The 15,644-nt window shown below is 72.3% G+C and carries 18 protein-coding genes and 1 riboswitch; of the genes, 12 read left to right on the top strand and 6 right to left on the bottom strand.

The features are described 5' to 3' along the window. Positions 1–2: 2 nt before the first annotated feature. Complete coding sequence (locus AB0C25_RS00385; protein ID WP_357368180.1) at positions 3–212, bottom strand: copper ion binding protein; 210 nt, start codon at positions 210–212, stop codon at positions 3–5. A gap of 95 nt (positions 213–307) precedes the next feature. Between AB0C25_RS00385 and AB0C25_RS00380 the strand changes: the two genes are divergently transcribed. The 3 genes from AB0C25_RS00380 to AB0C25_RS00370 all read left to right on the top strand — a co-directional run bounded on the left by AB0C25_RS00380 (position 308) and on the right by AB0C25_RS00370 (position 3,504). Continuing rightward, positions 308–604 carry a metal-sensitive transcriptional regulator gene (locus AB0C25_RS00380; RefSeq protein WP_357368179.1) on the top strand — a complete coding sequence of 99 codons (297 nt, stop codon included), beginning with the start codon at positions 308–310 and terminating at the stop codon, positions 602–604. A 190-nt stretch (positions 605–794) separates the two neighbouring features. Continuing rightward, positions 795–2,183, top strand: a complete 1,389-nt coding sequence (locus tag AB0C25_RS00375; protein ID WP_357368178.1) for a YibE/F family protein — start codon at positions 795–797, stop codon at positions 2,181–2,183. 166 nt (positions 2,184–2,349) lie between these two features. Beyond that, a riboswitch (cyclic di-AMP (ydaO/yuaA leader) is annotated at positions 2,350–2,480 on the top strand. 4 nt (positions 2,481–2,484) lie between these two features. Beyond that, positions 2,485–3,504 (top strand): hypothetical protein, encoded by a 1,020-nt coding sequence (locus AB0C25_RS00370; RefSeq protein WP_357368177.1) that lies wholly within the window; start codon positions 2,485–2,487, stop codon positions 3,502–3,504. Positions 3,505–3,561: 57 nt separating this feature from the next. Here the strand turns inward: AB0C25_RS00370 and AB0C25_RS00365 are convergent, their stop codons facing one another. Beyond that, positions 3,562–4,284: a carbonic anhydrase gene (locus tag AB0C25_RS00365; RefSeq protein WP_357368176.1), complete on the bottom strand. Its 723-nt coding sequence runs from the start codon at positions 4,282–4,284 to the stop codon at positions 3,562–3,564. 226 nt (positions 4,285–4,510) lie between these two features. On the opposite strand from AB0C25_RS00365, the gene AB0C25_RS00360 reads away from it, so the two are divergent. From AB0C25_RS00360 to AB0C25_RS00335, 6 genes are all read left to right on the top strand, one after another. Next, the gene (locus AB0C25_RS00360) at positions 4,511–4,846 is read left to right on the top strand and encodes a MarR family winged helix-turn-helix transcriptional regulator (protein WP_357368175.1); all 336 of its coding nucleotides are present in this window, start codon (positions 4,511–4,513) and stop codon (positions 4,844–4,846) included. 116 nt (positions 4,847–4,962) lie between these two features. Continuing rightward, the gene (locus AB0C25_RS00355) at positions 4,963–5,322 is read left to right on the top strand and encodes a hypothetical protein (RefSeq protein WP_357368174.1); all 360 of its coding nucleotides are present in this window, start codon (positions 4,963–4,965) and stop codon (positions 5,320–5,322) included. Between the two features lie 159 nt (positions 5,323–5,481). Continuing rightward, positions 5,482–6,279, top strand: a complete 798-nt coding sequence (locus AB0C25_RS00350; RefSeq protein ID WP_357368173.1) for a hypothetical protein — start codon at positions 5,482–5,484, stop codon at positions 6,277–6,279. A gap of 59 nt (positions 6,280–6,338) precedes the next feature. Then, on the top strand, positions 6,339–6,680 hold the full coding sequence (locus tag AB0C25_RS00345; RefSeq protein ID WP_357368172.1) for a YkvA family protein: 342 nt from the start codon (positions 6,339–6,341) through the stop codon (positions 6,678–6,680). A 31-nt stretch (positions 6,681–6,711) separates the two neighbouring features. After that, on the top strand, positions 6,712–7,119 hold the full coding sequence (locus AB0C25_RS00340; RefSeq protein WP_357368171.1) for a TIGR03618 family F420-dependent PPOX class oxidoreductase: 408 nt from the start codon (positions 6,712–6,714) through the stop codon (positions 7,117–7,119). A gap of 228 nt (positions 7,120–7,347) precedes the next feature. After that, the gene (locus AB0C25_RS00335) at positions 7,348–7,992 is read left to right on the top strand and encodes a C39 family peptidase (protein WP_357368170.1); all 645 of its coding nucleotides are present in this window, start codon (positions 7,348–7,350) and stop codon (positions 7,990–7,992) included. 14 nt (positions 7,993–8,006) lie between these two features. On the opposite strand, the gene AB0C25_RS00330 is transcribed toward AB0C25_RS00335, so the two are convergent. Further along, complete coding sequence (locus tag AB0C25_RS00330; RefSeq protein ID WP_357368169.1) at positions 8,007–9,332, bottom strand: FUSC family protein; 1,326 nt, start codon at positions 9,330–9,332, stop codon at positions 8,007–8,009. Positions 9,333–9,494: 162 nt separating this feature from the next. On the opposite strand from AB0C25_RS00330, the gene AB0C25_RS00325 reads away from it, so the two are divergent. Both AB0C25_RS00325 and AB0C25_RS00320 read left to right on the top strand, forming a co-directional pair. Continuing rightward, positions 9,495–10,097, top strand: coding sequence for a hemerythrin domain-containing protein (locus AB0C25_RS00325; protein WP_357368168.1), 603 nt, complete (start codon positions 9,495–9,497; stop codon positions 10,095–10,097). Positions 10,098–10,263: 166 nt separating this feature from the next. Beyond that, positions 10,264–11,373: an AI-2E family transporter gene (locus AB0C25_RS00320; RefSeq protein ID WP_357368167.1), complete on the top strand. Its 1,110-nt coding sequence runs from the start codon at positions 10,264–10,266 to the stop codon at positions 11,371–11,373. A 9-nt stretch (positions 11,374–11,382) separates the two neighbouring features. Here the strand turns inward: AB0C25_RS00320 and AB0C25_RS00315 are convergent, their stop codons facing one another. Continuing rightward, positions 11,383–12,033 carry a hydrolase gene (locus AB0C25_RS00315; RefSeq protein WP_357368166.1) on the bottom strand — a complete coding sequence of 217 codons (651 nt, stop codon included), beginning with the start codon at positions 12,031–12,033 and terminating at the stop codon, positions 11,383–11,385. A gap of 170 nt (positions 12,034–12,203) precedes the next feature. Between AB0C25_RS00315 and AB0C25_RS00310 the strand changes: the two genes are divergently transcribed. Further along, positions 12,204–12,386 (top strand): hypothetical protein, encoded by a 183-nt coding sequence (locus tag AB0C25_RS00310; RefSeq protein WP_357368165.1) that lies wholly within the window; start codon positions 12,204–12,206, stop codon positions 12,384–12,386. A 49-nt stretch (positions 12,387–12,435) separates the two neighbouring features. Here AB0C25_RS00310 and AB0C25_RS00305 read toward each other — a convergent pair whose 3' ends face one another. Next, positions 12,436–14,814, bottom strand: coding sequence for a glycosyl hydrolase family 65 protein (locus AB0C25_RS00305; protein WP_357368164.1), 2,379 nt, complete (start codon positions 14,812–14,814; stop codon positions 12,436–12,438). Beyond that, positions 14,811–15,617 carry a beta-phosphoglucomutase family hydrolase gene (locus AB0C25_RS00300; RefSeq protein WP_357368163.1) on the bottom strand — a complete coding sequence of 269 codons (807 nt, stop codon included), beginning with the start codon at positions 15,615–15,617 and terminating at the stop codon, positions 14,811–14,813. The genes AB0C25_RS00305 and AB0C25_RS00300 overlap by 4 nt, the downstream gene beginning before the upstream one ends. Positions 15,618–15,644: the final 27 nt, after the last annotated feature.

Genomic DNA, 15,644 nt, shown 5'->3' with positions numbered 1-15,644 from the left:
GCTCACGCGTCGACGAGGTCGTAGCCGGCCTCGTCGACAGCCGCCCGGACGAGCTGCACGTCCAGCGGCTGTTCGCTGCTCACGGTGACCTGCCCGGTCGCGAGGTCGACCTGGACGTCGCGGACGCCCGCGATGCCGCCGACCTCGACGCTCACCGCGCTGACGCAGTGCCCACAGGTCATGCCCTGCACCTGGAACGTCGTGTTGACCATCGGATCGTCTCCTTCGCCGTACCGGTACCCGGTGGGGGTATCACCACCGGACTGCACCGTACCATACCCCCAGGGGGTAGGTTATCCTGGTCGGCATGAGCGCACCCACCCCGATCCGCGGGTACACCGCCAGCAAGGACCAGCTGCTCGCGCGACTCCGCCGAGTCGAGGGTCAGGTCCGCGGCATCGAGAAGATGGTCGACGACGACCGTTACTGCATCGACGTGCTCACCCAGATCTCCGCGATCCAGGCCGCACTGGACAAGGTGGCGCTGGGGCTGCTCGACGGGCACGCCCGGCACTGCATGCACGAGGGGGCCGCCGAGGGTCGGGCCGACGAGATGGCCACCGAGATGATGGCGGCGGTCGGCCGGCTGATGAAGCGCAGCTGACGACACGCCCGGGTGCCGGCACCCGCGGCGCGAGGTCGGTTTCCGGGCAACCAGGGTCGGGCACTGACCGTCCGTGATCGCGTGGTCGTCGGTCCGCGATCCGCCGCGCCTCGCGCCGCCTTTCGGCGAGGACACTGAACCGCGCGGCCCGCTGACACGTATCCCGCACCGGATCGTTGGGAGTCTCGACTTGGGTTCCGACCACGCCCGCCCCGCTCCGTCCGCCCCGCCCCGGGTGCGACGGATCCTCGTCATGACCGTGGTGCCCCTCTTCGTCGCCACCGTGGTCGCCGCGGCGCTGCTCTGGCCGCGCGGAGGAGCACCGCAGACCGACGGCGGAGCGGACGTGCCGCGCTACGCCGGCACGGTGACCCGGGTGGTGACCGAGCCGTGCCCGCCGCTGCCGTCGAGCCCCGAGGGCACACCCAGGGTCGGCACCGGGCCGTGCGGCACTGTCGACGTCCGGGTGGACGACGGACCCGCAGCCGGCCAGCAGGTGCGGACACCGGTGCCCGACGGCCCGGGCGCGCCACGTGTCGACGTCGGCGACGAGGTCATCCTGGTCGAGTTGACCGATCCGACCGATCCCACGGTCAGCAACTGGAACATCGCCGAGCACCAGCGCGGCACCCCGCTGGTGTGGCTGGCGGTGGTCTTCGCCGCCGCGATCGTCGCGTTCGGCCGGTGGCGGGGGTTGGCCGCGCTCGCCGGATTGGCGGCCAGCTTCGCCATCCTGCTCACCTTCGTGCTGCCGGGCATCGGCGCCGGCCGGTCACCGCTCCTGGTGGCGGTGGTCGGCGCCGCCCTGATCATGTTCGTGGTGCTCTATCTGACCCACGGCGTCACCGCGCAGACCTCGGTCGCGGTGCTCGGCACCCTGGGCAGCCTGGTGCTGACCGGCGCGCTCGCCACCGTCGCCACCGCGGCGACCCACCTCACCGGCTTCGGCAGCGAGGACGCGACGACACTGTCGATGTTCCAGGGTGACGTGGACCTGCACGGCCTGCTGCTCGCCGGGATCATCATCGGTTCGCTCGGGGTGCTGGACGACGTGACGGTCACCCAGGCGGCCACCGTCACCGAGCTGTCGAACGCCAATCCCGGGCTGACCCGGCTGCAGCTGTACCGTGCGGCGACCCGCGTCGGCCGGGCGCACATCGCCTCCACTGTCAACACCATCGTGCTGGCGTACGCGGGCGCGTCGCTGCCCCTGCTGCTCCTGCTCACCGCCGACGCTCGGCCGATCGGGCAGTTGCTCACCAGCGAGTTCCTCGCGCAGGAGATCGTCCGCAGCGCGGTCGCCACCCTCGGGCTGATCGCCGCCGTGCCACTGACCACCGGGCTGGCCGCGATCGTGACCGCCGCCGGGCGCGCCGAGACCACGCCGCCGAGCGAGACCACGCCGCCCGCCGAGGTGGCTCGGCCGCGCCCCCAGGCCGACCGGGCGGAGGCGCTGGCCGCCCTCAGTTCGCCGCGCGCCTCTCGACCCGACGAGCCGGACCAGACGCGGACCCCGCCCCCATCCACCGCCACCGACGGGTGGCCGGAGTCGAACAGGAGCACGGATACGGCATGGTGACACTCCTCAGCGTGACCAGATCGGGTCTCCCCCCTGAGAACCGCGTCACTGGTTACCCAACGCTATGGCGAAATGACACTTTTGGTCGGCATCCAGGCGTAGCTCACCCAGTCGACTCTCGGGTAACCTCGCTGCCGGTTACCGATGAAGGCGCGAAGCGGCGCCTGCGGTGCCACCGCCCAATCGCCAACCGGCGAGCCGGGGACCCAGGTGTGTGGGGTGAATCCGCGTCAGCGGTAGGGGCCACTTCCGCCCCGAACCCGTCAGCTAACCCGGTCGGCGGTCGACGGAAGGGAACATTGTGACGGCACCCCTACGCCGCTGGTTGACACCCGTGGTGGCCGTGATCGCCGCACTGACCGTGCTCGCCGGCCCCCTCCCGGCCCACGCCGCCCCGACGACCCCCACACCGTCCGGGCACGAGGAGGACGACGAGCCCAAGCTGCTCAACGACGTCATCGAGCAGGTGAACCGCGACTACTCCGCCGCCAAGTCCAAACTGGACAAGTCCAAGAAACGGCAGTTGGAGTTGGCGGTGGCGGTGGACCGGGCCAAGGCCGACCTGGACGCGCTGGCGCCACAGGTCGGGCAGATCGCCTCCCAGTCGTACCGGACCGGTCGGATCGGTGCGCTCGCGATGCTGCTCGAGAGCAACGCTCCGGACACGTTCGTGCAGCGCGCCGCGATGCTCGACGAGATCAACATGGTGAACGAGAACAAGCTCGCCGAGGTCAACGCGGCGAAGGCCCGTGCCGAGCAGGCCAAGCTGCTCCTCGACACCGAGGTCCGCGAGCAGCAGAAGCAGACCGCCGTGATGGCCAAGCGCAAGAGCGAGGCCGACAAGGCGCTCGCCCTGGTCGGCGGCAAGGGCTTCACCGGTGGCCTGGTGGACGCCACCTCGCCGGTCGCCAAGATCGGCCCGGGTCGCACCGCCGACGGCGACTGGAAGGCGCAGTCCTGTAGCGAGAAGGACCCCACCACGTCCGGCTGCGTCACGCCGCGCACGCTGCACGCGTACAAGGAGGTCCGGCGGGCCGGCTTCACCCGGTTCGTCGGCTGTCACCGCAATGGTGGACCGTACGAGCACCCGAAGGGCCGCGCCTGCGACTGGTCGCTCCAGAAGAGCGGCTTCTCACCCTGGCACAACGAGGACACCCGGACGTACGGCAACAACGTCGCCGCGTTCCTCATCCGCAACGCGGACCGGCTCGGCATCTACTACGTGATCTGGAACCGGCAGATCTGGTTCCCGGCGACCGGCTGGAAGTCGTACAGCGGGCCGTCGAACCACACCGACCACGTGCACATGTCGATGCTCTGACCCGCAGCATCCTTCGTCGAGGGCCGTTCCGCGTCGCGCGGAGCGGCCCTCGACGTGTCAGGCGGCCGCGGCCGGGTCGGCCGACCCGGTCGGCACGCCGAGCGTCGCGAAGCCGGCCGGTACGGCGGCCACCGGGCGCACCACCCCGGCGGCGAGCCGGTACGACACCCCCACCACCGCGCACCGCCCCTGCGCCACCTCGGCGGCCAGCACGGGCGACTGCCCGAGCAGCGTCTCGACGGTCTGCGCGATGTGGATGTCGACGATCCCGTCGATGTCGTCCACGCCCTCGGCCTCGGCCCGGCGCAGGCTGGGCAGCACGGCATCGACGACCGCGCCCAGGTGCCCGGGAGGCTGGGTGCCGGTCGCCGCGGTCTCCCGCGCCGCCTGGACCGCCCCGCACGAGTCGTGGCCGAGCACCACCACCAGCGGGGTGCCGAGGACGGTCACCGCGTACTCCACGCTGCCGAGCACCTCCGGACCGGCCGTGTGCCCGGCCGTGCGGACCACGAACAGGTCGCCCAGCCCTCGGTCAAAGATGATCTCGGCGGCCAGTCGGGAGTCGGAGCAGCCAACGATCACCGCGAACGGGTGCTGCCCGTCGGCCACGGCGGACCGGCGCCCGGCGTCCTGGTTGGGGTGGCGCGGGGCGCCGCTGACGAAGCGCCGGTTGCCGGCGGTCAGTTCGGCGTACGCCTGGGCCGGCTCGGTGGGCGCGGACGCCCGGTCGGCGATCCGCTGCGGACCCGGCTGCCCGCCGGGAGTTCCAGGACGACTCATCCCCGCACCTCGTCTTCATGCGTCTGACCTGGTCAGAGGGCTTATCAGCGGGCCGGCGACGGCGCTGGCTCGGGCTCCACCGTCACACGCACCCTAAGATGCGTCAAGGTATGCGTGATTTAGATTTCATACGTTGACGTCGGTTCGACCCCTGGGTGACGCGCCGAACGCACGACGGGCGAGACTCCCGGAGGGCAGGGCGGACGCCCGGAGAGGCGGTCACACGATGGCGAGCACCGCGACGGGTGCCACCGGCGGCGGGCGGAACTGGACGTTCCTCACCAACCACGGGCACGTGCTGCTGGCCATCGCCCGCGACCCCACCGCCCGGCTACGCGACGTCGCCGCGGAGGTCGGCGTGACCGAACGGGCCGCGCAGGCGATCGTCGCCGACCTGGAGGCGGAGGGTTACCTGCACCGCACCCGCGTCGGACGGCGCAACGAGTACACCCTCAATCCGGCCGGCCGGTTCCGGCACCCCGCCGAGGCCGACCGCCAGGTCGGTGACCTGCTCGCGCTGTTCGCCGAAACGCCCACCACGGAGGTCGACCCCGAGGTCTGACCCACTCGACACCAGGTGGGACACCCGCCGTCCACAGTGCGCAGGGTGGTGGCGGTCACGGCCTCCCGGGCCGTCGCCGTGCTGCGCCACGGCAGGGCAGGCGTTAGGTTGGTCGGGTGTCGTCCGCAGTGTTGGTCCGCCCGGCCCGTTGGGCTGTGCTGCGGTCGCTGCGTGAGCTGACCCGACTGGCGATCACCGCGCTGGTGCTCGCGGTCGGCCTGGGCGGCGCCCTCGCCGCGACCCCACCACCTGCCTCGACGCAGCTGCGGCCCAGTGCCGTGAGCAGCCGGGTGGCGACTGTCCGCCCCGATGCCGCGCCGGCCACCGAGCGGGCGGCCCAGCCCGCTGCCGTCCGGCCGGCTGACCCGGCGGGCACCACCGCGGAGACCTCGCCGATCGCGGAGAGCCGGGGTCAGGCCCCAGCCATCGATCCCGGCCGTGGCACCCCCGCGCGACGCGGTCCGCCCGTCCGCTGATCCTGGCCCGGTGATCCCCGGGGCCCTGCCCGGCCTCCGGTAGTCCGCCACAGCAGCTGAGTCGCCCCCGACGGGATGACCCCGTCGCCCGGCCGCCCGCTCCCGTCGGGCTCCTCCTGCCACCCGTCGATACCCGCCTTCGACCGCGAGGTGCTGATCATGCAAACCATCCTCTCCGCCGCCCTGCCCGACCTGTCCCGGGCCGCTGTCATCTGGCTGAGCCTGCTCGGGTTCGTCGGCGTCGCCGTCGCCGCTCTGCTGCTACGGCCCGGCCGGCTCCGCCTCGACCCGGGCGCCCGGATCCGCCGCGCGGCCATGCCGAGCCAACTCGAACAGGCGCAGGAGGAGCGGGAGCAGAGCCGCTACGCGCAGGAGGTCGCGGTGGCCGCGGCGCGGGCGACCACCACCGCTCAGCGCCGCCGAACGGAGTGGGTGGCCGCGCAGGAGGCGGTCGAGGCAGCCTGGCAGACGTACGAGGCGGCCGAGGCCGCCGTCCGGCGACTCGACGCGGCAGCCGCCATGCCCCTGCCGCAGACCACCCGCACTCCCGCCGAGTACGCAGACCGCGAGCGTTACCTGCACCGTGCCGCGCTTGACGCGTACTGGCGGCGGGAGTTGTCGGTGGAGCAGCTCAGCGACGTCTTCGCGCACCGCGACGGCTGGGACCCACGGCTGCACCCGGTCGCACAGGAGCTGGTGCTGCGGCGGGCGATTCGCGACAACCTGGCGGCCCGGCACGCCGCGGCCCGCGAGCAGGAGCAGGTTGCCTGGCGGGCGGCCGAGATGGCCGTCGCGGCGGCCCGCAGTCTGCGCGAGGAGGCCCACGCCGCCACCGGGCGACGGGTCGCCGAGTCGGCGTCGGTGCTGCCGCTCAGCGAGGTGGTCAAGCCGTCGGTCGAGCAGACCCGGGAAAACACGGTGACCGCTCGCGGCCGCGCGGCGGTGCCCGCATTCTGAGCCGCGCGGCGGTGCCCGCGTTCTGAGCCGCGCGGCTCCCGGTGGGTTAGCGTGACGGCATGTCCCGAGAGGCGTGGGTCCTCGTGGTGATCGCCGGCATCCTGGCCATCGCCACACTTGTCGGTGCCGTGGTGCTGGCGGTGCGGGTGGTGCGTACGCGGCGGATGTTGACCGGCCTCGGCACCGGCGGCAAGGTCGCCTTCTACGGCGCGCTGATCTACACGATCTTCCCGATCGACGTCCTCCCGGACCCGATCTACCTGGACGACATGGGTGTCCTGGCCGGCGCGCTGATCTACCTCACCCGGCTGGTGCACAAGCGCCGGGCAGCCGGCCACCAACTGCCCGGCCAGCCTGATTCGTCGACCGATCGGGAGCGGGCACGCCGTCAGGTGCCATGATCGGGGTCGGTTCGGTGGACAGGGGACGGGCATGGCGGGCGATCATCGGTTGGACGTGCACGACGAGCGTGTTGTCGCCTTCTGCGCGGAACGGCACCTCGCGACCCTGACCACCATTCGTGCGGACGGGACCCCACACGTCGTACCGGTCGGGGTGACCCTCGACCCGGCGGCCGGGCTGGCCCGGGTCATCACCTCCGGCAGCTCCCGCAAGGCCCGTCAGGTGGCCGCCGCCGGTGCGGCGGGCGCGGCGGTGGCGGTCTGCCACGTGGACGGCCGCCGCTGGCTGACCATCGAGGGCCGCGCGGTGCTGCGGTCGGATCGGGCCGCCGTGGCGGACGCGGAGCGCCGCTACGCCGAGCGGTATCGCACCCCACGTCCGAATCCGGAACGCGTCGTCATCGAGATCACCGTCACCGGGCTGCTCGGGAGCCTCTGACCCCCGAGGTACCCAGGAATCCCGCCCGGCCGGCAGTCGTTGCACCCTCTCGCGACCCCCGCACCTCCGCGACCGGCGGAATGCCCGCCGGAGCAGGGCCGTTACGTCCCCGGTACGGCAGCGGCCCAGATCCCCGCTGGTCGTCGCCCCGGTGCTGAGCCGAGCGCCATTCCCGGTGCTGCGCCCTCCGCCAGTAGGAGGCGCCAACCCCCGAACGGAGACTCGACCATGAACCCGATCATCCAGAAGAGCGGTCTGTCCGTCGTCGGCATGCTGGTCGCCGGCGGTTGTGCCCTCGGCCCGGCGGTAGCCGCCCAGGCCGCACCGGCTGCGGCCGCGCCGACCTCGTCGAGCCAGACCGACCGGTCCGCCGAGCGGGTCCTGAGCGTCGACTACCAGGCGCAGCCGAACTTCTTCTACTGCGGCCCGGCCGCGACGCGTATCGCGTTGTCCGCCCAGGGCAAGGCGCTCTCCCAGGACGAGGTGGCCAAGCTGCTCGGCACCACCGAGGCGGGCACCCCGTCGGCTCTGGACACCACCCGGGTGCTGAACGAGCTGACCGGCGGCAAGTACCGGACCACCGAGATTCGTGACTCGGTGGCCCGCCCGGACCAGGTCGAGCAGCTACGCCGGGACGTGCGGGCCGCGGTGGACGCCGGCCGACCGGTGGTGGCCAACATCAAGGGCACCACGGTGGACACCGACGGCAACCCGCACTCGTACGAGGGTGGCCACTACGTGGCCCTCGTCGGCTACGGCGACGGTGGCGACAGCATCCGGGTCGCCGACCCGGCCGACCCGGCGCTCGGCGAGTACTGGATGAGCCTGCCGAAGGTCGCCAACTGGATCGCCGAGCGCGGCTACTCCTCCTGACCAACCCGAACGGCTCACCGGGCCGGTCGCTCCCTCGCGGGGCGGCCGGCCCGGCTGTCGTCGCGCATCCGGGCGGCCAGGTGCTCACGACGACGAACCCGGGCGGCCCGGGTCGGACGGATCCGCCGCAGTTGTCGCCGCACCGGCGGGTGGACTTCGGCCACGCCGACGCCGGCCGCCCGGCGCACGATCCGGTTGGCGTCGTCGGCTTCACAACCGGACGCCCGGAGCAGGTCGCTCGCCGACGTCCGCAACCCGGTGACGAGCGCCTCGCCGAACGACTTGACCCCGCTCGCGGAGGCCCGCCCGGCCAACTCGGCGCTCTCCTCGACCAGCCGGCGGGTACGCCGGGGATCATCACCCACCCGGCACTCCCTGCGCATCTCTGCCACCGCCTGACCCAACCGGCCCATCGCGTCCGGCAACTCGCGTGGGATCGGCTCGTCGTACTGAAGTGCGGTCGACGCCCAGCGAGCCAACGCGCGGGTGTCCAGCAGCAGCCGCTCCAGGTGATCCGCGCTGCGGGCGTACCTGTGGTACTGCTCGCGGCGGTGCCAGCGGACCGGCGCGATCGTCACCACCTCCTCCGCGCCGCTGAGCGCGTCGTGGAGCCGACCCAGGTCGGCGTCGGTGCTGCGCAGCCGCTCCAGGACGCGCAACGTCCCGTCGCCGTCGCGCGCCCGCAACGCGGTCGCCAGATCGCCGAGTTGCGCGCAGAGGGTCGCGTAGATCGGCGCCGCGGCCCGGTCCAGCACGCGCATCGGGTTGATCGGCAACAGCAGCGCCACCACCACCAGACCAACCACCCCGCCGACGAGCGCGTCGAAGATCCGGGGCAGCTCCAGCCCTCGTTCCATCGGGGCCAGCGTGGCGATCAGCACGGCCGTACCGCCGGCCTGACCGACGAGCGGGCCGCCCTTGCCGGCCACCAGCAACGCGGCGGCGATGGCCAGCGCGACCACCACGCCGGTCTGCCACGGACCGGAGCCGAGCAGGAAACGCAGCGTGTCGCCGATGACGATGCCGAGGGCCACTCCGGCCAGCAGCGCGAAGGTGCGCCGGGCCCGCTGCCCGATGGCGGTGGCGATCGTACCGACGGCGGCGGCGGGGGCGAAGACGTGCGATCCGGGACCGAGCAGATTCTTGGCGAGCAGCGCGGCGATCGCGGCGGCCAACCCGGCCTGGAGTGAGATCACCAGGGTGACCTCCCACTGTCGGGCCCGGATCCGGCCGGCCTGCCCGCTGCGGTGTCGCACCCGTCGGACCGCCCGGCCGCCCCGCTGGGCGGCGTCGTCGAGCCGCGACTGCTCGCGGTCGGCGGGTGGGCGGTCGTCGGTCATGGCGGCGGTTACCCCGGCATCGGCCGCGCAATCGTGCCGGACGCGCCCCACCGACACCACCGGCACCGTGCAGCCCATCGGCATCCGTAGGTTTGTGCAGCCCCGTGGGGGTACCAGGGCCACACACCTCCCACCGATCCGCAACCGGTAAGGGGCCGTGACATGACCAACCCACCGAACGCCGACCAGGACGTCGTCGACATCCTGGTCGCCGACCACCGTGAGGTCGAGACACTCTTCGTCGAGTTGGAGACCCGGCAGGGCACCCCGGAGTACCGCCGGCAGGTCGTCGACGTGGTGATCGCCGAGCTCGTCCGACACGCCGTCGCCGAGGAGGCGTACGTCTACCCGACGGCCCGCAAGACACTCCCCGACGGCGACGAGATCGCCGATCACGAGATCACCGAACACGCCGACGCCGAGAGGACCATGAAGGACCTGGAGTCGCTCGATCCGACCGACCCCCGCTTCGACGAACTGCTCGCCCACCTGACCAGCACCATCCGGCACCACGTGCAGGACGAGGAGAACGAGTTGTTCCCCCGGCTGCGTGCCGCCACGGCCCGAGAGGAGCTCGTCGAGCTGGCCGGCAAGGTGACGGCGTTCAAAAAGGTCGCGCCGACCCGACCACACCCGGACGCACCGGACCACCCGCCGGCGAACAAGCTGCTCAACCCGGGCACCGGGATGATCGACCGGTTACGCGACGCGCTGAGCGGCCGGCCGACCTCGATGAGCGAGCTGCGCGAGAAGCAGCAGCGCTGACCGCACGGTCCGGACCGGACACTCCCGGGTCGCCGACACCTCGGCGGCCCGGGAGACACCGGGTACGTCATCCCCGCCACGTCGACCCGTCATCAGGCGTTGGTGCGACGGGGTGTCGGCGTACGCCCGGGCGGGTACCGACTCGCCGAGATCGAGGAGGACCGACATGGCGGCAGAGGATTCCGGGGCGGGCACCGGGGAGACAACGGACGGCGCCGGACCACGCCACTCGTGGGCGGCGCTGCCCTGGCTGGTCCGAAGCGCGGTGGTGTGGAGCGCCTGCCTGGTGGTGATCATCGCCGGGCTCTACCTGCTGGGCCGGATCGCCGTCCTGCTGGCACCGCTGGCCATCGCGCTGGCCGCCACCATCTTCCTCACCGCACTGCTCGACCCGGTGCTGCTCCTGCTCCGGCGGCTGCGCCTGCCGGCGGCGCTGGCCGCGCTGTGCACCGTACTCCTGCTGCTCGGCATCCTGGTCGGTGTCGGCGCTCTGGTGTGGAACCTGACCGCCAGCCAGTTCGATCAGCTCAGCCAGGAGCTGACGCAGGGTGTGGAGCGCAGCCGGGACTTCGTGACGTCCACGTTGCCGGTCAGCGAAGCACAGCTGGACCGGCTGGTCGACCAGGCCCGGCAGGGGCTCAGCGGCAGCTCGCCGGACCCCGTGGCCGGTGCCCGGACCGCCACCGAGGTGTTCGGCTCCGCGCTGCTCGCCCTGGTGCTGCTCTTCTTCCTGCTCAAGGACGGCCGGTCGATGTGGCACTGGGTGCTGTCCCGGGTGTCCGGCCCGAACCAGCCGGTGCTGGCGGAGGCCGGCCGGGCCGGCTGGCACACGTTGGGCGCGTACAGCCGGGGCACCATGTTCATCGCCGCCATCGACGCGCTGGGCATCGGGTTGGCGCTCGTGGTGCTGCGGGTGCCGCTCGCCCTGCCGCTGGCGCTGATCACCTTCCTCGGCGGGTTCGTGCCGATCATCGGGGCGACGGTGGCCGGTGCGGTCGCCGTACTGGTGGCACTGGCCGCGAAGGGTCCCACCACCGCCCTGCTCACCCTGGCCGCCGTGATCGCCGTGCAGCAGATCGAGGGCAACCTGCTGGAGCCGCTGGTCATGAAGCGGCAGGTCCGGCTGCACCCGGCGGTGATCCTGGTGGCGGTCACCGCCGGCACGCTGATCGCGGGGATTGCCGGCGCGTTCGTCAGCGTCCCGATCACCGCCGTCCTCTGGCGCGTCATCGACACCGTCCAACAGCGTCGCGCAGCCTCGGCCCTCACGTCCTGAGGGTGATCGTCAGCGCAACCGCGTGGTGAACCACTCGCCAGCCTGCTCGGCGACCTGCTCCAGGGTGCCGGGCTCCTCGAAGAGGTGGGTGGCACCGGGGATCACCCGCAGCTCACCGACCTCCCCCAACTCCGCGAGCGCCCGCTCGTTCAGCGTGATCACTTCCTCGTCCAGACCGCCCACCAGCAGCAACGTGGGGGTACGCACCTGGGCCAGCGCGGCACCGGCCAGGTCCGGCCGACCGCCCCGGCTGACCACGGCACCCACCCGATCCGCGCGGGACGCCGTCGCGACCAGGGCGGCGGCGGCTCCCGTGCTGGCCCCGAACAAACCGATCGGAACGTCACCGGCGGGACGCTCGACCGCCAGCCAGTCGATGATCCCGGCCAGCCGGCTGGCCAGCAGCCCGATGTCGAACCGCAGCTCGGCGGTGCGGGCGTCCACCTCGTCCTCGGCGGGGCTGAGCAGGTCCACCAGCACCGTCCCGAGCCCGCGGCCGTGCAACGTACGGGCCACCGCGACGTTGCGCGGGCTGTGCCGGGAGCTGCCACTGCCGTGCGCGAAGAGCACCACGCCGACCGGCTGGGGAGGCAGCATCAGGTCGGCGGGGAGCTGAACGTCGCCGACCGGGATGGTCACCGTGCCGCGTTGCTCGTCCATGCCCACCTCCGGAGCGCTCGTCTGCCGCCCCGGATACCCCACCCACCGCACCGCACGCACCCGAACGGAGTCGCCGTCGGCCCCGTTTGCCGGACGGCCCATCGGGTAGGCGACGAACGACCGCAGACCGTGTCGGCGCAACCGCGCCCCGACGGATCGCGAGGATCGCCATGGCCAAGCAGCAGATTTCCCAGCAACAGCAGCAGACGACCGAGCAGGCCCGGCGTGAACAGGACGCCAAGCGCGACCCGGACTTCGGCGACCAGGCCGCCTCGGCCCGCCTGCCCGACGATCCGAAGGCCGCGGCGCCCCGAGACGCGATCGGGCGGCCGTCGACCGGCGAACCCGTCTGACGTGACGTGGATGGTGACGGTCGGGGCGGGACCACTCCCGCCCCGACCGTCACTGCGCGTTCGTGCGCTCGGGCAACCGCAGCAGTGGTGACCGGCCCGGTGGCTGCTCGGGTGGCGGACCGGACGGCTCGGCCTGCGGCACCGGCACCGTCACCGGTTCGTCGCAGGTCACCCGCAGCACCTGGTCGTGGTGGCGCAACTCCACCACGTCGTCCGGACCACCGTGACGCAGCGAGTACGTCGTCTGGTGCGGGCGGACATCCACCCGCAGCGCCAGCCCCCGCCACTGCAGGGAGAACTCCAGTCGGCTGAGTCGGCTGGAGAGCCGGGGCGCGAAGGACAACTCGCCGTCGTGGTCCCGGAGCCCGCCGAGCCCACTGACCAGGGCGAGCCAGGCGCCGGCCAACGACGCCATGTGCACGCCGTCGCGGGTGTTCTCGTTGAGGTCGTGCAGGTCCATGAGGGCTGCCTCACGCAGGTAGCTGTGCGCGAGTTCCGGGTGGCCCACCTCGGCGGCGAGCACCGCCTGCGTGCAGGCCGACAACGACGAGTCGCGTACGGTGCGACGCTCGTAGTAGAGGAAGTTGCGGACCTTCTGCTCGGCGGTGAACGCGTCCCCTCGCCAGTGCATGGCGAGGACGAGGTCGGCCTGCTTGACCACCTGCTTGCGGTACAGCTCGAAGTACGGGTAGTGCAGCAGCAGCGGGTACTTCTCCGCGGGGGTGTGCGGGAAGTCCCACTCCTGTAGCCGGGTGAAGCCCTCCACCTGCTGGTGCACGTCGAGTTCCTCGTCGTACGGAACGTGCATGGAGGTGGCGGCATCCCGCCAGCTCGCCGCCTCCTCGTCGGTGACCTTGAGGTGGAACGCCTCGTCCCGGTAGCGCATCACCACGTCGGCGGCCGCGAGCAGGTTCCGCTGTGCCATCAGGTTGGTGTAGATGTTGTCGTTCTTCACGGCGGTGTACTCGTCCGGGCCGGTGACACCGTCGATGTGGAACTGGCCGTGCCGGTCGTGGTGGCCGATCGAACGCCACAGCCGGGCGGTCTCCACCAGCAGCTCCAACCCGATGTCCCGCTCGAACTGGGTGTCTCCGGTGACCATCACGTAGCGGCGCGCGGCGTCGGCGATGTCGGCAGCGATGTGGAAAGCCGCCGTGCCGGCCGGCCAGTAGCCGGAGGACTCCGGCCCCTCGATGGTCCGCCAGGGAAACGCGGCACCCCTGAGGTTGAGCGTCTCGGCACGCTCCCGCGCCGAGTCCAGCGTGCTGTGCCGCCACTGCAACGCGCTGCGCACCGCGCTCGGCTGGGTGTACGTGAGCACCGGAAGCACGAACATCTCGGTGTCCCAGAAGGCGTGCCCGTCGTACCCGGGACCGGTAAGCCCCTTCGCCGAGATCGGCCGCTGCTCGGCCCGCGCGCCGGCCTGAAGCACGTGGAAGAGACCGAACCGGACCGCCTGCTGCACCTCCGGGTCACCCTCGACCAGCACGTCGGACGCGTCCCAGAACGCGTCGAGGTAGCTGCGCTGCTCCCGGTGCAGACCGTCCCAGCCGTCCAGCCGGGCGCCGGCCAGTGCCGCGCCGACCTGGTCGCGCAGCGCGGGCAGAGACCGCCGACTCGACCAGCTGTACGTCAGATACTTGATCACCCGCAGCTTCTCGCCGGGTTTGAGCACGCAGGCGATCGTGGTGCGCACCCAGTCCTGGTAGCCCTCGGACTCGATGGTGGTGTGGTCCGGGCCGTGCACCTCGTGCTCCATCGCGGCGGCGACCCGCAGCCCGGAGACCTTGGTGCGGTGGATCAGCTGCCCCCCGTCCGGGGTGGTCAGCTCCTCCTCGGCCTGTAGCGGTGACTCCAGCACCGCGGCGACCCGGGGGTCCTTGCTCTGCGCGGGCAGCGACTCGTTGGCCACCAGCTCGGACTGCACGATCAGCCGAAGCGGGCCGTCGACGGCCTCCACCTCGTAGCTGATCGCGGCGACCGAGCGCTGGGTGAACGAGACCAGGCGGGTGCTGCGGACCTTGACCTCCCGGCCAGCGGGCGAGCGCCAGTGCAGCTCCCGGTGCAGGGTGCCGGCCCGCATGTCGAGGATCCGCTCGTGGGCCAGCAGCTCCCCGTACCGCACGTCGAGTGGTTCGTCGTCGACGAGCAGCCGCATCAGCTTGCCGTTGGTGACGTTGACGATCGTCTGCCCGGACTCGGGGAAGCCGTAGCCGGCCTCCGCGTACGGCAGCGGGCGCAGCTCGTAGAACGAGTTGAGGTAGGTGCCGGGCAGGCCGTGCGGCTCGCCCTCGTCGAGGTTGCCGCGCAGCCCGACGTGCCCGTTGGAGAGCGCGAAGACCGACTCCGACTGGGCCAGCACGTCCATGTCGAGCCGGGTCTCGCGGACGTGCCACGGCTCGACCGGATAGGCCCGCTCCCGGATCACGTCTGGTCCCGTTGGGCGCTCGGCTGGTGCGGGGCAGCGGTGCGCGCCGGCTCCGGCGGATCGGCGGCGTCGAGCAGGTCGGCCAGGTCCTGCACCACGATGTCGGCGCCGTGCGCGAGCAACTCGTCGGCCTGCCCGACCCGGTCGACGCCGACCACGTAACCGAAGCCGCCCGCACGGCCGGCGGCCACCCCGGAGAGCGCGTCCTCGAAGACGACGGCCTGCGTCGGGTCCACGCCGAGCAGCCTGGCCCCGGCGAGGAACGTGTCCGGTTCCGGCTTTCCGCGCAGCCCTTCGGCCCGCGCCACCAGCCCGTCGACCCGGGCCTCCAGCAGCGGCGTCAGCCCGGCCGCGGCGACCACCTCAGCCCCGTTGGCGCTGGCGGTGACCACTGCCCGGCGCAGCCCGGCGGCGGCCGCCGCCTGCAGATACCGCACCGAGCCCGGGTAGACCTCGACGCCGGCGGTACGCAGACGTTGCAGCAGCAGGACGTTCTTGCGGTTACCCAGGCCGTTGACGGTGTCGGCGTCCGGTGGGTCGTCCGGGGTGCCCTCGGGAAGCACGATGCCGCGGGAGGCGAGGAACGTCCGGACGCCGTCGGCGCGGGGTCGGCCGTCGACGTAGCGGTTGTAGTCCGGCCCGGGATCGAAGGGTTGGAACGGTTCGCCGGAGACGGTGGCGCGCTGCCGGAGAAACTCGTCGAACGTCTGCGTCCAGGCGGCGTTGTGCACGCGGGCGGTCTGCGTCAGCACACCGTCCAGATCGAAGAGACAGGCGGTCACGTGAGCAGGTAGGCCCAGCACGGTACGAATCTATCCACCCCGCTGGGC

The sequence above is a fragment of the Micromonospora sp. NPDC048839 genome (assembly GCF_040649915.1).
Lineage (GTDB): Bacteria > Actinomycetota > Actinomycetes > Mycobacteriales > Micromonosporaceae > Micromonospora.
Note: the sequence above shows the minus strand (reverse complement) of the source record. Positions and strands in the feature narration are given on the sequence as shown.

Bases quoted from the DNA above. Each gene is read 5' to 3' on its own strand.
- AB0C25_RS00315 (WP_357368166.1), bottom strand. From the start codon at position 12,033: ATGGACGAGCAACGCGGCACGGTGACCATCCCGGTCGGCGACGTTCAG.
- AB0C25_RS00335 (WP_357368170.1), top strand. From the start codon at position 7,348: ATGAACCCGATCATCCAGAAGAGCGGTCTGTCCGTCGTCGGCATGCTG.
- AB0C25_RS00350 (WP_357368173.1), top strand. From the start codon at position 5,482: ATGCAAACCATCCTCTCCGCCGCCCTGCCCGACCTGTCCCGGGCCGCT.
- AB0C25_RS00320 (WP_357368167.1), top strand. From the start codon at position 10,264: ATGGCGGCAGAGGATTCCGGGGCGGGCACCGGGGAGACAACGGACGGC.
- AB0C25_RS00310 (WP_357368165.1), top strand. From the start codon at position 12,204: ATGGCCAAGCAGCAGATTTCCCAGCAACAGCAGCAGACGACCGAGCAG.
- AB0C25_RS00385 (WP_357368180.1), bottom strand. From the start codon at position 212: ATGGTCAACACGACGTTCCAGGTGCAGGGCATGACCTGTGGGCACTGC.
- AB0C25_RS00345 (WP_357368172.1), top strand. From the start codon at position 6,339: ATGTCCCGAGAGGCGTGGGTCCTCGTGGTGATCGCCGGCATCCTGGCC.
- AB0C25_RS00340 (WP_357368171.1), top strand. From the start codon at position 6,712: ATGGCGGGCGATCATCGGTTGGACGTGCACGACGAGCGTGTTGTCGCC.
- AB0C25_RS00380 (WP_357368179.1), top strand. From the start codon at position 308: ATGAGCGCACCCACCCCGATCCGCGGGTACACCGCCAGCAAGGACCAG.
- AB0C25_RS00330 (WP_357368169.1), bottom strand. From the start codon at position 9,332: ATGACCGACGACCGCCCACCCGCCGACCGCGAGCAGTCGCGGCTCGAC.
- AB0C25_RS00360 (WP_357368175.1), top strand. From the start codon at position 4,511: ATGGCGAGCACCGCGACGGGTGCCACCGGCGGCGGGCGGAACTGGACG.
- AB0C25_RS00325 (WP_357368168.1), top strand. From the start codon at position 9,495: ATGACCAACCCACCGAACGCCGACCAGGACGTCGTCGACATCCTGGTC.
- AB0C25_RS00365 (WP_357368176.1), bottom strand. From the start codon at position 4,284: ATGAGTCGTCCTGGAACTCCCGGCGGGCAGCCGGGTCCGCAGCGGATC.